Origin of the sequence: Pantoea sp. JKS000250, assembly GCF_003201065.1 — a bacterium.
GTDB lineage: Bacteria > Pseudomonadota > Gammaproteobacteria > Enterobacterales > Enterobacteriaceae > Pantoea > Pantoea vagans.
This window is the reverse complement of sequence record NZ_QICZ01000001.1, coordinates 2616520-2631626: the sequence shown is the minus strand read 5'-3', so window position 1 is coordinate 2631626 and position 15107 is coordinate 2616520. Positions and strand designations below refer to the sequence as shown.

Genomic DNA, 15107 nt, shown 5'->3' with positions numbered 1-15107 from the left:
ACAGCGTTACTCAGAGTTGTTGTGGCCCTTTTTACTCTCATTAAGCGCAATGATGTCAGTGCAAGTGCAGGACAAAGTTTTAGATTCTTTTTTATCATTCCAAATCGTTTTGGATAATTCGTGTCATTTCAGGGTGGTCACTTGCAATATCAGCGCGTTAGCCTCTCTGAAGAGGGAGAGGTTAATACCAGCTTAATTTACAGCTGCTCAGCCTTTGCTTTGCAGCTGAGCAGCGTCAAAACTATACCAAAAACCACAAATTTGATTAAAATAACAGCAATGCAGCAGAGAAAATGATTCCTTACTTGACTGTGTTGCCAAATTAATGTTTTCTGTATTTAAACGCTGCTCAATATCACAAATTTTAATGAATCTTGTCGCATGAGAAGATGAATTTGCTAAGGTGATGTCAGTGTTAACCAATACCCTGCGGCTGCATTAATTATTCAAATCATAGCGGCCGCAATGTTTTCCCTGGTGTTGGCGCAGTATTCGCGCACCCCGGCCTCGGCTGGGGTCATTTTTTTCCGGGATATGACTTATCCTGCTCTGCCACCCAGTCGCGCAATACCTGCACATCATGTCGCCACTCATGCTTCAGCTCGTCAATCCATTCAACAACGTTGTCCCACCACGCCGGTAATTCAGGACTCTGGATCTGTTTCGCCAGCATCTGCAAGCGCTGCAGCCCGACCGAACCTGCCGCCCCTTTGATCTTGTGCCCCTCTTCAGCAATGCCTTTTTGATCGCGCGCCATCAGATTCGATTCCAGCACCGCAAGATAGTCCGGCATCATCTTTTCAAACATCGTCAGGCTTTGGGTAATCAGGCCCGGGCCAACCAGCTCGATATACTGTTCGAGCATCGCGACATCCAGCAGCATCCGGGTTTTGTCATCGCTGACCTCTGCGGTTTCCTCTTCCGAATCTGCCTGATAATCCCAGTACTTTTTGATCATCGCGGTCAGCGCCGGCACTGCCAGCGGTTTGCTCAGAACATCATCCATGCCCGCGTCGAAATACTCTTTTTTGTCTTTAAGGACGTTGGCGGTCAGTGCCACCAGCGGTGGCAGATGCGTTCCCTGATACTGCTGGCGAATCGCACGCGAGACATCCAGCCCTGTCATATCGGGCAGCTGAATATCCAGCAGCACCAGATCAAACTCCAGCGGGTCGAACAGCGCCAGCGCTTCGCTGCCGGTCATGGCGACCTCGACGCTGCAGCCCAGCTTCTCAAGCACCGAGCGCGCCACAATCACATTCAGCTCAATATCTTCAACCAGCAGGACATGCAGCGCAGGCAGTGGCAGGCTGTCGTCCAGGCCTTCATCCTCCACCTCTTCAGCAATGCGCGGCGCCTTAATCTCTACGGTGAAGCATGAGCCCTGTCCTGGTGCGCTATGTACATGGATGTCACCGCCCATCGCCTGCGCCAGACGACGTGAAACCGCCAGCCCGATACCGGTGCCAGTCGCCGGTTTACCGCCATGCTGATCTTTAACCTGATAGTACATCGCAAAGATCTTATCCTGCTCCTCCTGCCGAATACCCATACCGGAGTCCTGCACCTCAAAGCGCAGCGTTTCGTCCTGCTCATAGGCTACCCGCACCACGATTTCGCCCTGCTGAGTGAACTTCACGGCGTTACCAATCAGGTTCCACAGAATCTGACGCAGACGCGTTCCGTCCGTCGAAATCATATGCGGCAGCGGCAGTTGTGGCGCAAGCACAAACTTCAGCCCTTTTGGCTGAGCCAGCAGGCCGGAAAGATTTTCTAAATCGGCGAGGAAACCGGTGAAGTCGAGCGGCTGATTGTCCAGCTGCACTTTGCGGCGCTCGATTTTGTCCACCTCAATCACATCATTGAAGATGTTGCCCAACGTGATGGCAGAGACGTGAATGGTTTTCAGGTATTTCAGCTGTTCCTGATTAAGGTCGGTATCCAGCAGAATACGACTCAGGCCGACAATGCCATTAAGCGGCGTACGAAGCTCGTGGCTGATCGTAGAGATAAAGGTGGTCTTCTCCCGGCTGGCGTTCTCTAACGCGTCCTGATAGCGCTTACGCTCCGTTATATCGCGGCCAAAGCCCATCAGCCCGCTGCGCTTACCGACGCGGTCGTAATAAGGCACTTTACGGATCTCGAAACAGGCTTTGCGCCCGTCGGGATATTGCAGCCATTGTTCATAAGTCAGCGAGACGTTATGACGGAACACCTTCTCGTCCGTTTCCAGCACCTTCGTTGCCGCTTCATCATCATAGATATCGCGTGGCGTCAGGCCAATCAGCTGTTTCTCGCTTTTGCCGGTCAGCAGTTCCATCGCCCGATTACAGCCGGAGAACTGCTTATCAATGTTGCGATAGAAAACCAGGTCAGGCGAAGCATCCAGGAATGAGCGCAGGAAGGAGGATTGCTGCTCCAGCTCAATCTGTGCCTGCTCGCGACGGGTCACCTCTTCACGCAGCTTGTCCATCACCTGCTCGCGAGCCAGCTCCGCCTTTTTACGGTCACTGATCTCCTGATTCAGCTGCGTGATGGTCTCTTTCATCTGCTGGTTCAGTTCCAGGTCGCGGGTGCGCATCTCTTCCAGCTTATCCACCAGCCGTGCCAGCCGTTGCCGCGATTCCTCCAGCTGATCGACCACCACCGACAGAAAATAGACCGCCCAGGGCGTAATCAGCAGCCCGAAGAAAACCGAACGCACCACGTCAATGCTCTCGACATGACCTCGCAGTACCATCGTAACCGCCATCTGGACGATCATCGCCAGCACCACCAGCGCAGATGCCAGCAGCAGCGAGAACCTCACCAGTCCAAGCTTGACCATTAAATCAACGTAGTATTGCGCCAACAGACGAATTTGTTTCATAACAACTCCCTGGAAGAGAAACAGCCTCATAATAGCGCAGTTAGCCTGCTGACGTCCCGGCACGTCGCGTGGAGATACGGGATCAAATGCGCTTTTATGGTGCATTCGCATAGCCGATCGGCGACGTTAAGGACAAAGCGGTTAAAACCCTTGACTGATTGTGCCAAATGAATAATCTGTAATGCTCCCAGCGAATCCGTGATTTCTTCGTATGGCCTGTTTTCAATATCCTGGCAACGTCCTGTTGCGCAGGCACACCCTGTTTACATGCATACCCATTCAACTTAAATGATATTTTAAGCAAGACAGTGTTGATTAATTTTTCTTATAACCAACCGCTGTTTCATTCAAATAGACGGACATAAGAAAAACAGATACATGCTATGCATCAACGGTTCTGAACAGCATTTAATGCTGTCTAACACCCCGTCACCAGCATGGTGCAGAGATCTGACGCCTGCACTACAGTGAGTCAGTTCACATTTATGGGCCGATCGGCAGGCAGCAGAGTGATACATTTTAAACCTTAAAAAGCAATAAATTCAATATTTTACGCAGATAAAACCCCTGTTAACCCTGTCTGACCGCCCTATTTGACCTGATTACGCTTTCCCGATAAGTTGGAAATCCGCTGAAAGCTTTCCAGACGGGCCATTGTCTCGGCATATCTATGCAACAAGAAGACTCCCGCGCGGTTTAAGTCATCTCCTTTAAGAGACCGGAAATCAGAGAGCAGCTCAATTAAGGACGTTTTATCGATGTCTGGAGAGAAATGCTCAGGGCTATGACGCGCGCTCGACAGAGCATGGCGATGAAAATGATGTTGCGCCCCGTTGCGCTCAGACCCTGAAACAGTGCAGGTAATGTCAAAGCAGTTAAGGAGACCCTCAATGTCCACTAAAAAACCTCAATCCTATGGCTTGTATGATCCGACAGCAGGCAGTGACAGCTGTGGTGTAGGTTTCATTACGCGCAAGGACGGCGAGCAGACCCACGAAATTCTGCAGATGGCGCACAGCGCCCTGTGCACGGTGCCTCACCGCGGCGGTATGTCAGCGGAAGGCGTCGGCGACGGCGCGGGGGTCAACGTTGACCTTTCCCTGCATTTCTTCCGCAAGATTACCGGCCAGCCGCTGGAAGCGGGCCGCTTTGGCGTCGGCAACTTCTTTGTGCCGAAAGATGCTGCGCTGCGCGCGAATGCCGAACGTCTGGTAGATGAGACACTCAACAGCTTTGGCCTGCCGGTGATCATGAAGCGTGACATGCCGCTCGACAGCAGCGTGACGCGTCCGGCAGCCGTACAATTTCAGTTACCGATTCTGCAGTGGATTTTCACTGCGCCACAGGACGTGGTCGACCAGAACGAATTCGAACAACGCATCTACCGCGCCCTGCTGACGATTGAAGCCCGTGCCTTTACCGAAAGCGAATTTGGCGGTCTCTATCCGCTGTCGCTGTCGTCGCGCACCCAGGTGTTTAAAGCCCGCCTGAATTCCAATGAAGTGATCCCCTACTTCAAAGATCTGACCGATCCCGATCATCAGGTGCGCGGGCTGTTTTTCCATACCCGCTTCTCCACTAACACCGATCCGCATACCACAATGGCCCAGCCGTTCCGCCTGATGGCGCACAACGGTGAGCTGAATACGGACCGTAAAAACCGCATCGCTGAGTCCGCGCTGGCACTGGCCCGTGGCAAGAAAATCGTGCGGCCCAAAGGTCAGTCTGACAGCTCGCGTCTGGACCAGAGTATCCACAGCCGTCTGATGGAAGATAACCTCGATCTCATCACCGCCGTGGTTTCAATGATGCCACCCGCCTGGGAAAACGACAGTTCGCTGCCGCCAGAAGTGCGTGACATGCTGGAATATTTCTCACTGTATGAAGAGAAGAACGACGGCCCGGCAGCATTAATCTTTGGCAATGGTGAAGTGATTGGCGCCCGTCTTGACCGTCTTGGCCTGCGTCCACTGCGCTCAGTCGAAACGGCTGAGTATATCGGTGCGATGTCTGAAGCCGGTCAGATCGCCTTCCCACCCGAAAGCGTGTTGCGTCGCGGCCGTATCGAAGCGGGCGGCATGCTCTATTTCGATCACCGTGAAAAACGCAGCTACACCACGCTGCAGGCACTGGAAAAACTGGCGGCGGAGAAAGATTATTCAGCGCTGCTGCGTGAAGCGCGCGTCGGTCTTGACGATCTGCCTGAAATCCCGGCAGAGCAGCAGGGTTCACCGCTGCGTTATCGCGGCGATCTGAAAACCTATCAGCGCTTTGTGGCTTACTACTACAACCAGGAAAGCTTCAAGTTCATGATGGACCCGATGCTGAACACCGGCGCAGAGAAAATCTCCGCGATGGGTTACGGCAACGCCATTAACGGCTTATCCGATCATGAAGGCGGCATGGCGCACTACTTCTCTCAGCGCTTTGCTCAGGTCACCAACCCGCCGCTGGACTCAATCCGCGAAGTGGATGGTATGACGCTGCGTGTCGCGCTGGGTGCGAAACCGCATCTGGGCCGCAGCAAAGGTCGTCAGATTGTAGTGCCGACCCCAATCCTCAGCCACCTTGATATGCTGCGTTTGCGCGAGCAGACCATCGCACCTTATGCCCGCTTTGAGATGCTCTATGAGCCGGTAATCGGCAAAGATCTGCTGAGCACCACCGCGAACGCAAACGCGCTGGAAAAAGCGATTGATGACCTGGCGCAACAGGTCGTGGATTTTGCCCGTTCGCAGGGTGGCATCGCCGTGCTTACTGACCGTCACATCTCGTCAACGCACGCCGCAATCCCGATGCTGCTGGTGGTTTCTGCCATTAACCAGCGCCTGGTGCAGGAAGGCCTGCGTCTGGATGTTTCTCTGGTCGTAGAAAGCGGCCAGAGCATATCTTCGCACCACATTGCTGCCACCCTCGGCTTCGGGGCTTCCGCTATCTATCCGCTGGGCGTACAGATGCGTGCAGAGGAAAAATTTGGTGAAGGTGAAGAAGGCAACAAAGCCTTTAAGCGCTATGCCAAAGCCGCTGAAAAAGCGCTGATGAAAACCATGGGCAAAGTGGGCCTCTGTACCGTTGAAAGTTACAGCAGCGGCGAATTCTTTGAGCCTAACTTCCTCAACACTGACGATCCGGTGCTGAAAAAGTATTTCCCGAATATCAAAACCCCGGTGGGTGGCGCGGGCTTCGCAGCCATCGCAGCGATGGCCGTTGACTGGCACCAGAGCGCGCTCAGGATTCAGGGCGAATCTGAAGTGCCGTTGCTGGGCCTGTTTAAAGAGCGTGCAGAAGGTGCAGGTCACTCCTACGGCACTATCGCCGTGCGCACCTTCATCGACATGACCGAAGAGCCGATTCGCTTTGCCGACAAGGCGCGCGAAGAGGACAACTTCATTCGTCTGATGACGCTGGCAAAACTGGATAACGCGTTTGGTATCAAGCCAGAGACCTTCAAAGACAGCAGCTTTGAGCGCATCCCGGATGACGTGATCAACAACTTTGCGATTACGGCCGATTACCGTCAGTTCTCAAGTCTGATGTATGAAGAGCGTAAACGTCGCCCGGCGGCGCTGCGTGACATTCTGACATTCCCGGCTGATCTGACCCACATTGACAGCGAAGCGGAGTTCCGTCGCAAGCTGGGACGCTACTCGCTGACCAACAACGGCTTTGCTATTCGTGGCATGGAGTGTGAAGCGGTGGATGGCAGCCTGAATCACTTTATGCTGCGTCTGACCGATGCGATTGAGGGGCTGAAGCCTGAGACCGAACGCCTGCAGAACCTCTCCCGCGCCCTGAAATCCCGTTTCGGCGATGATATTGAGAGCAGCGACGTGGTCACTGGCGCCTTGAAAGTGACCGCATACGGTAAAGCGGCAGATTATCTGTCACGTATCTTCACCACCCTGCCCTCACTGCCGCTGAGCGAAGTACAGCCAGCCTGTGAAATTACCCGTACCTTTGCTTCCGGGGCAATGAGCCACGGTGCACTGGTCGCGCCGGCTCATGAAGCGGTCGCACACGGCACCAACATGGTCGGCGGCATGAGCAACTGCGGTGAAGGCGGCGAGCATTACTCCCGTCACGGCACCATCCGTGCCTCGCGTATCAAACAGCTGGCTTCGGGTCGGTTCGGTGTCTGGGCTGCCTATCTGGCGGATCCGATGCTGGAAGAGCTGGAGATCAAAATTGGTCAGGGTGCGAAGCCTGGCGAAGGCGGTCAGTTACCGGCGGCCAAAGTGACCGTAGAGATTGCTGCGGCCCGTGGCGGTACGCCTGGCGTCGAGCTGGTCTCGCCGCCGCCGCATCATGACACCTATTCCATCGAAGATCTGGCGCAGCTGATCCACGACTGTAAAGCCGCGCGCGTGCGCGTCATTGTCAAACTGGTGTCGTCAGAAGGGATCGGCACCATCGCAGTTGGCGTGGCTAAAGCCGGTGCCGACGTGATTAACGTTGCAGGTAACACCGGCGGTACCGGCGCGGCGTCGGTGACCAGCCTGAAATATACCGGACGCGTGGCCGAAATCGGCATCGCTGAAGTCCACCAGGCGCTGTGTGCCAACGGCCTGCGTGAGAAAGTGCTGCTGCGCTGCTCTGGCGCACAGCAGACCGGCAGCGACGTGGTGAAATCTGCCTTGCTGGGCGGTGACAGCTTTGAGTTCGGTACCACCGCGCTGATGATGCTGAAATGCGTGATGGCGAAGAACTGCAACGTGAAGTGCCCGGCTGGCTTAACCACTAACGCAGAAGCCTTTGATGGCGATCCGCGTCAGCTGGCGCAGTATTTCCTCAACGTCGCGCATGAAGTACGTGAAATTCTGGCACGTATGGGCCTGCGTTCCCTGCGTGAGGCGCGTGGTCGCTCTGACCTGCTGCACCTGATGGATCATCCGCTGGAAGTCGGCAAACTCGACTTACGCGCCATGCTCACCGTGGTGCCAGAGCTGAAAATCGACAAGCCGGTTTACCTGGAAAAAGATTTTGAGCTGGATGATGGCTGGATTGAGCAGGTTAAGCAGTCACTGGTGGAGCAGGGAAATCCTGACGTCTCACTGGGCAACAGCATCGTCCTGAACAACCGCAACAAAAGCGTTGGCGGCCAGCTGGCCATCGACATTGAGCGCATGCTGAACCATCAGCTCAGCGCACAGCAGTTGCAGGCGATGCCTGCGGTAATGACCGACGATCGCGGTCGCCGCTATCTGGCCCCTGAAAGCGTAAAAATTTCTACCACCGGATCTGCCGGTCAGTCATTTGGCGCCTTCTGCAACGATGGCATGCAGCTGTCCCATTACGGCACCTGTAACGACGGTGTCGGCAAAGGACAGTGTGGTGGTGAGCTGATTGTGATGTCGCCTGGGGGCGGCGCGCAGGATGGCGATGGCAACGTGCTGATCGGTAACTTTGCCCTGTTTGGCGCGACTGGCGGACGACTGTTCGTGCAGGGCCAGGCTGGCGACCGCTTCGCAGTACGTAACTCCGGCGCAACGGCTGTGGTTGAAGGCGTGGGTGACTTCTGCTGCGAATATATGACTAACGGTGCCATTCTCAACCTCGGCACCTTTGGTAAAGGATTTGGCAACGGCATGAGCGGCGGCTTTGCTTACCAGTACGACCCGTATGGATCGCTGGCCAGCCACGCTGCAGGTGATTCAGTACGCTTCGGATCGATTGCGGATCAGGATGAGATGGCGCAGGTGCACAAGCAGGCCGTGCTGACCATGCTGAACTGGCACCTGGAGGCGACCCAGTCACCACGTGCCGCGTGGCTGCTGGAGAACTGGGAAACAGAGTGCCACCACTTTGTTTACGTGATGCCGCGCTCACTGCTGCTCTATCAGGATGGCGGCGAGATCCTGAAAGCCAAGAGCCGCAAAGATCTGCTCGAAGAGCTGTCCACGGCGCTGGCAGGCCATCAGGTAGCGAAATTCAAAGCCGCGTGGCGTCAGGGTAAAACCATCGCCAACGGTGCCGTTCCGGCCTATGGCGCGACCGATACGCAGGAGATGTTTGTCCTGCTGAACAACTACACCGTGCTGAGCTTTGCCCAGCAGCTGGCACTGGCGAAGTTGCCGAAAGGCACGCCGGTTGAAGATGCGGCGGTGGAAAAAGCGGTCCGCAATCTGCTGATGACGGAAGACTTTTCACTGGTCAGCAAGCTGCAACGTCATGCCCGTTCTGCCATCGAGAGTTACAGCGATGATGAACTGGCCAGTCTGATTGGTACTAAACGCATGTCAGATTACAAAGCGGCACTGACGCAACGTAACATCCGCTCCATGGACAGTCTGGCGACCTACGGCTGGATCATGTATCAGGATGCCTGTAACCGGGAAGTGCTGGGCCACCTGCCTGACTTTGAAGAGCTGTTTGCACGTGCGGCATTGCCGGAAATTGCCGCTGCGGTGGGTAAACTCTCCTGACAGTGATACTGATCAGGCTGAACTGAATATTATTAATTGATCATTGCCCGGATTAATCGTTGTACCGGACAGAGGCAGAACCGCTTTCCCCTGCTGCACACACTGCGGCGCGGGGAAGCGGAACCGCTTTCAGACCGGGGAACGCCACTGATATCGGGCGAGAACGGGATTGAGTAAAAGTACCCATGAAAATTCCTTATATTCCAGAAGATGCACCTTTTAATGGCGATCAGAAGTACTGGCTGGCTGGCTTTCTCGCGGGCCTTCACTCCCGTTTGCTGGTTTTAGAAGACAAGCAGCAACCTGCTGCAGGTACGGGCGCAGCCGCGACCACGCAACTGCATATTCTGTACGGCTCACAGACCGGCAATGCCGAAGCGCTGGCGCAGACCGCTGCGAAATCTGCCCGAGCGAAAGGGCTGGTGCCAGTGGTTCAGGCGCTGGGCGATGTCGATCTCGACGTGTTTGCCACCATGCGCCATGTACTTATTGTCACCTCGACCTATGGTGAAGGTGAGATGCCGGACAATGCCCAGCTGTTCTGGGATGCGATCTCTGCCAGTACCGCACCGCGTCTGGAGCAGATGCATTTCGCCGTGCTGGCGATTGGCGATACGGGTTACGATGGCTTCTGTCAGGCGGGCAAATTCATCGATATGCGCCTTGAGCAGTTGGGTGCAAAACGCGTGGTAGATCGCATTGACTGCGATATCGACTATGAAGAGCCGTCCAGCGAGTGGCTGAACAGCTCAATGCCACAGTTTGCCGCCAGCGCAGGCAGCAGCGGCACCGTGCTGGAGAGCGCGCCTGAAGCGCCGGTCATTCCAGGCAGCAACAAATCGAATCCGTATGCCGCCGCGCTGATCACGAATAAGCGCTTGTCAGGCGAGCAGTCAGCCAAAGATATTCGTCACTTCGAATTCGACCTGTCTGACAGCGGCCTGAAGTATGAAGCGGGCGATGCGCTGGGCGTGATTCCGGTCAACGAACCTTCACTGGTCAGCCTGCTGCTGACCCAGCTTAATGCTGATTACCAGACGCCAGTACCTGGCTTCGACCGCAGCCTCGGCGACCTGCTGACCTATCAGTTTGAGATCTCTGAGCCTTCACGCAAGTTAATCGAGTGGGTTGGACAGAACACCACCAATCAGGAACTGCGTCATGTCTTACAGCATGATGATAAAGATGCGCTGGGCGTCTGGTTGTGGGGCAAAGATACCCTTGACCTGCTGCAGCTCGAACTGACGCGCACGCTGACAGTGCCGGAGTTTGTTGCCCTGTTGCGCCCGCTGCAGCATCGTGCTTACTCAATTTCATCCAGCTCTAAAGCCCATCCGAATCAGGTGCACCTGACCGTTGCCTCTGTGCGTTATCATAGTGGCGGCCGTAATCGCGGTGGCGTCTGCTCGACCTATCTGGCCGAACGCGTGCGTCGTGGTGAGAAGCCCGCCATCTTTATCTCACCCAATAAAGCGTTCCGCGTCCCTGCCAATAACAGCGCACCACTGATCATGGTGGGACCGGGCACCGGTATCGCACCGTTCCGCGCCTTCCTGCAGGAACGCCAGGCAACCGGCGCGCAGGGCAAAAACTGGCTGTTCTTCGGCGATCAGCATCAGGAACATGACTTTATCTATCAGGATGAGCTGCTGGCCTGGCGGGATAACGGCCTGCTGACCCGTCTGGATCTGGCCTTCTCACGCGATCAGGAGAAGAAGATCTACGTGCAGAGCCGGATGCTGGAACAGGGCGCTGAGCTTTACGCCTGGCTGCAGGAAGGGGCGTACTTCTACGTCTGTGGCGATGCTTCGCGTATGGCGAAAGATGTGGATAATGCGCTGTATGAAGTGGTTCGTCAGTTTGGTGGTCTCTCCACCGAGCGCGCTGCCGACTATGTCGATCAGCTGAAGAAAGAGAAACGCTACCTGCGCGACGTCTACTAATCGCGAAGGTCTGCTGAAAAATCCGGCTTGCGCAGGCAGCCGGATTTTTTTTATGGCTGACAGGCAAAAAAATACCCGCCGGATGGGCGGGTATTCGCTGTTATGTCACGGCTATTTCACGACGCGCAGTGAAGGCCGTCCGCCACGTGGCGGTGGATCGTCATCAGGCGGTGTCTCGTCATCGCTGGCATCGTCAGGACGATCACCATCAATCACGGACATCATGGTCTCTTCCTGACCCTCTGATGCCTCCTGCATACCCAGCTCGTAAGCCGGTTCCGGTTCAAACATCGTGCCGGCACCGTTTTCACGTGCATAGATCGCCAGAATCGCCGCCATCGGCACGTTAACCTGGCGAGGAACGCCACCAAAGCGGGCGTTGAACGACACCTGATCATTGGCCAGGTCGAGGTTACCCACAGCGCGTGGCGCAATGTTCAGGACAATCTGACCATCACGCGCATACTCCAGCGGCACCTGCACACCCGGCAGATTAATGTCGACCACCAGATGCGGCGTCAGCTGGTTGTCGAGCAACCAGTCATAGAAGGCGCGCAGCAGATAGGGACGACGTGCAGTAAGTTGCGACATTTCCATACGTTAAGCCCGGGCTTGCAGGCGCATTTCACGTTCAGCTTCAGTTAATGAAGCAAGGAAAGAATCACGCTCAAATACGCGGTTCATGTAACCTTTCAGCTCTTTTGAACCTGAGCCGATCAGATCGATGCCCATGGAAGGCAGACGCCATAACAGCGGCGCCAGGTAGCAATCGACCAGACTGAACTCTTCGCTCATGAAGTAAGGCGTACGACCAAACAGTGGCGCGATAGCCAGCAGCTCTTCACGCAGTTGCTTGCGTGCGGCTTCGGCTTCCTGACCCGTGCTGTTCTCGACTTTCCGCATCAGGCTGTACCAGTCCTGCTCGATGCGATGCATCATCAGGCGGCTGTCACCACGGGCAACCGGATAAACCGGCATCAGTGGCGGATGCGGGAAGCGTTCATCCAGATATTCCATGATGATGCGTGATTCATACAGCGTCAGCTCACGATCTACCAGCGTTGGTACCGTGCGATACGGATTGAGGTCAATCAGATCCTGCGGCAGGTTATCCATTTCGACCTGCTCGATCTCTACGCTGACACCCTTCTCCGCCAGGACGATACGAACCTGATGGCTGAAAATGTCAGTAGGACCAGAAAACAGCGTCATTACCGAACGTTTGTTGGCAGCGACAGCCATGAAAACCTCCAAGTTTGTTCACAAAAAGATACTGCGAATAGCCAACCACACGGCGATTCACCAGCTTATCGAACTCGCACGCAACCTGGTTAGCCGCGTCACAGATACTGACGCCCCGACAGAGGGAAGGCGCATAACGCACCGGCCTGCGGGCGCAAAGTGACACAGAGTTTACCAGATTTTAGGCTGCTTGTGGGCGTGTAATGAATCTTTGCAGGTAAATTGAGCGCGATGTTACGGTTTTCGCGGGAAGTCGTGGGAAGGCAGAAAATAAAAAACCCGCCGAAGCGGGTTTTTTGAGCCAATTGCCGCAGCCGGAGCTGCAAACAATTAACGCTTGGAGAACTGAGGACGACGACGTGCTTTACGCAGGCCGACTTTCTTACGTTCAACCTGACGCGCATCACGAGTAACGAAGCCTGCTTTACGCAGTTCGCCACGCAGTGATTCGTCGTATTCCATCAGAGCGCGGGTGATACCGTGACGGATCGCACCAGCCTGACCAGAAATACCGCCACCTTTAACAGTGACATAGAGATCGAATTTACCAACCAGGTCCAGCAGCTCAAGCGGCTGACGAACTACCATGCGGGCAGTTTCGCGACCGAAGTACTGTTCCAGAGAACGTTGGTTAATTACGATGTTACCGCTACCCGGCTTAATGAATACGCGAGCGGTAGAGCTTTTGCGGCGACCAGTGCCGTAGTTTTGAGTTTCAGCCATTGCCTTTAATCCCGATTAAATGTCAAGAACTTGCGGTTGCTGTGCCGCATGGGTGTGCTCGTTGCCTGCGTAAACTTTCAGTTTACGGTACATAGCACGACCCAGCGGGCCCTTCGGCAGCATGCCTTTAACCGCGATCTCAATCACACGCTCAGGACGGCGAGCAATCATCTCTTCAAAGGTCGCCTGTTTGATACCACCGATGTGGCCGGTGTGGTGATAGTAGATCTTGTCAGTACGCTTGTTGCCGGTTACAGCAACTTTTTCTGCGTTCAGAACGATGATGTAATCACCCGTATCAACGTGCGGAGTGTATTCCGCTTTATGCTTACCACGCAGACGGCGCGCCAGTTCAGTCGCCAGGCGACCCAAAGTTTTGCCCGTTGCGTCAACTACAAACCAGTCACGTTGGACGGTTTCTGGTTTAGCTGTAAAAGTTTTCATCGAAAAGCTTACCCAAATTAAGTTACACGTTGGTGAAATCCCAAACGCTTAAGTAAACGAATGAGGCTCACACGACCATTTTGACCAGCAAGCCACCCCTTCGGATAGAGTTACTGGAACACAGAGGATTTGGGAAAAAAATCCTTTGCTGTAACGTGGGGTCGCAAGATTATAGAGAAGTCGGTTACAAAAATCGAACCCTATTTCGGTATTTATCCTGTTTATTCTCACGGCAGGTGCGGCAAACGCAGATACTCTTCGCTCTGCATCTCCTGGAGTCGGGATAAACAGCGCTGGTATTCAAACTTCAGTCGCGTGCCCTGATAAATCTCGGTCAGTGACGTTTCCGCCGCGACCACCAGCTTCACATGACGTTCATAGAACTCATCGACCAGCGCCAGGAAACGGCGCGCCTGATCTTCGGTTTTGTAGATCATCACCGGCACGTCATAGAGCAGCACGCTGTGAAAACGGCGCGAAAGCGCAATGTAGTCATGCTGACTGCGTCCCTCACCGCAGAGGGTCGTGAAATTAATGGCCAGCACGCCTTCGCTCACACCCAGCGTCGGCATCTGGCGATGATTAATTTCCAGAACCGGTGCCGCTTCAGGCTGGCTGCCTGACAATGCTTTGAACATCCGGCCCATCTCGGCATGTGTCTCTGCGTTGAGCGGGAAGTTCCACAGATGCGCGGAGGTCAGCGTGCGTAACCGGTAGTCGATACCGGCATCCACGTTCATCACATCACAGTGCCGTTTTATCTGCTCAATCGCAGGCAGGAAGCGCGCACGCTGCAGACCATTGCGATAGAGATCGTCCGGCGGAATGTTCGAGGTGGCGACCAGCGCGATGCCACGTTCAAACAGCGCTTCCATCAGCGTGCCCAGCAGCATGGCATCGGTGATATCGGAAACAAAAAACTCATCAAAACAGAGGATGTCGGTTTCGGCTTTGAATTTGTCCGCCACGATCAGTAACGGATCGCTCTGGCCCTGAAGCTGCGTAAGTTCTTCGTGTACCCGCAGCATAAAACGGTGGAAGTGCAGACGCAGTTTGCGATCGCCAGGAATAGACTGAAAAAAGAGATCCATGACCCAGGTCTTACCGCGACCGACACCGCCCCACATATAGAGCCCGCGTACCGGTTGTGCCGTCTCGTTTTTCTCTTTGCCCATCAATTTAGAGAGGCGTCCCAGCAGGCCGGATGAGGAAGGCGCGGCGGCTTGTTGCCGGGCAACCAGCGCCTGCTGCAGCGCGTCTAAACGGGTAATCGCTTCACGTTGTACGTCATCGGGCCTGAATTCGCCCTGCGACAGCGCCTGCTCATAGCGTGCAAGCGGAGTTGAGGTTTGCATTATTGTTTCAAAGTCCCTGAATGGTGTCTGATTGATACCACGGTTGCTGAAAAAAAGGCCGTTCTACACTAAGCCATGCTGCTCCGGAGTTCCACATCCATAAGATTAA

General features: G+C 54.8%; 8 protein-coding genes. 2 read left to right on the top strand and 6 right to left on the bottom strand.

The window, feature by feature from the left end:
• Window positions 1–517: 517 nt before the first annotated feature.
• On the bottom strand, window positions 518–2869 hold the full coding sequence (gene arcB, locus BY447_RS12455; RefSeq protein WP_013359874.1) for an aerobic respiration two-component sensor histidine kinase ArcB: 2352 nt from the start codon (window positions 2867–2869) through the stop codon (window positions 518–520).
• 890 nt (window positions 2870–3759) lie between these two features.
• Here arcB and BY447_RS12450 point away from each other — a divergent pair.
• Window positions 3760–9291, top strand: a complete 5532-nt coding sequence (locus BY447_RS12450; protein WP_110331228.1) for a glutamate synthase-related protein — start codon at window positions 3760–3762, stop codon at window positions 9289–9291.
• A 185-nt stretch (window positions 9292–9476) separates the two neighbouring features.
• Entirely contained in the window at window positions 9477–11234 is a 1758-nt protein-coding gene (locus BY447_RS12445) for a sulfite reductase subunit alpha (protein ID WP_013359872.1), read from the top strand.
• Between the two features lie 111 nt (window positions 11235–11345).
• On the opposite strand, the gene sspB is transcribed toward BY447_RS12445, so the two are convergent.
• The 5 genes from sspB to zapE form a co-directional block, all read right to left on the bottom strand.
• Window positions 11346–11831, bottom strand: coding sequence for a ClpXP protease specificity-enhancing factor (gene sspB, locus BY447_RS12440; protein ID WP_013359871.1), 486 nt, complete (start codon window positions 11829–11831; stop codon window positions 11346–11348).
• A gap of 3 nt (window positions 11832–11834) precedes the next feature.
• Window positions 11835–12476, bottom strand: a complete 642-nt coding sequence (gene sspA, locus BY447_RS12435; protein ID WP_003851135.1) for a stringent starvation protein SspA — start codon at window positions 12474–12476, stop codon at window positions 11835–11837.
• 330 nt (window positions 12477–12806) lie between these two features.
• Complete coding sequence (rpsI, locus tag BY447_RS12430; RefSeq protein WP_008925401.1) at window positions 12807–13199, bottom strand: 30S ribosomal protein S9; 393 nt, start codon at window positions 13197–13199, stop codon at window positions 12807–12809.
• Between the two features lie 15 nt (window positions 13200–13214).
• A complete protein-coding gene (gene rplM, locus BY447_RS12425) occupies window positions 13215–13643 on the bottom strand; it encodes a 50S ribosomal protein L13 (RefSeq protein WP_008925400.1) in 429 nt (142 codons plus the stop codon).
• 227 nt (window positions 13644–13870) lie between these two features.
• Entirely contained in the window at window positions 13871–14998 is a 1128-nt protein-coding gene (zapE, locus tag BY447_RS12420; protein WP_095706327.1) for a cell division protein ZapE, read from the bottom strand.
• Window positions 14999–15107 lie beyond the last annotated feature (109 nt).

Bases quoted from the DNA above. Each gene is read 5' to 3' on its own strand.
- arcB (WP_013359874.1), bottom strand. From the start codon at position 2,869: ATGAAACAAATTCGTCTGTTGGCGCAATACTACGTTGATTTAATGGTC.
- BY447_RS12450 (WP_110331228.1), top strand. From the start codon at position 3,760: ATGTCCACTAAAAAACCTCAATCCTATGGCTTGTATGATCCGACAGCA.
- BY447_RS12445 (WP_013359872.1), top strand. From the start codon at position 9,477: ATGAAAATTCCTTATATTCCAGAAGATGCACCTTTTAATGGCGATCAG.
- sspB (WP_013359871.1), bottom strand. From the start codon at position 11,831: ATGGAAATGTCGCAACTTACTGCACGTCGTCCCTATCTGCTGCGCGCC.
- sspA (WP_003851135.1), bottom strand. From the start codon at position 12,476: ATGGCTGTCGCTGCCAACAAACGTTCGGTAATGACGCTGTTTTCTGGT.
- rpsI (WP_008925401.1), bottom strand. From the start codon at position 13,199: ATGGCTGAAACTCAAAACTACGGCACTGGTCGCCGCAAAAGCTCTACC.
- rplM (WP_008925400.1), bottom strand. From the start codon at position 13,643: ATGAAAACTTTTACAGCTAAACCAGAAACCGTCCAACGTGACTGGTTT.
- zapE (WP_095706327.1), bottom strand. From the start codon at position 14,998: ATGCAAACCTCAACTCCGCTTGCACGCTATGAGCAGGCGCTGTCGCAG.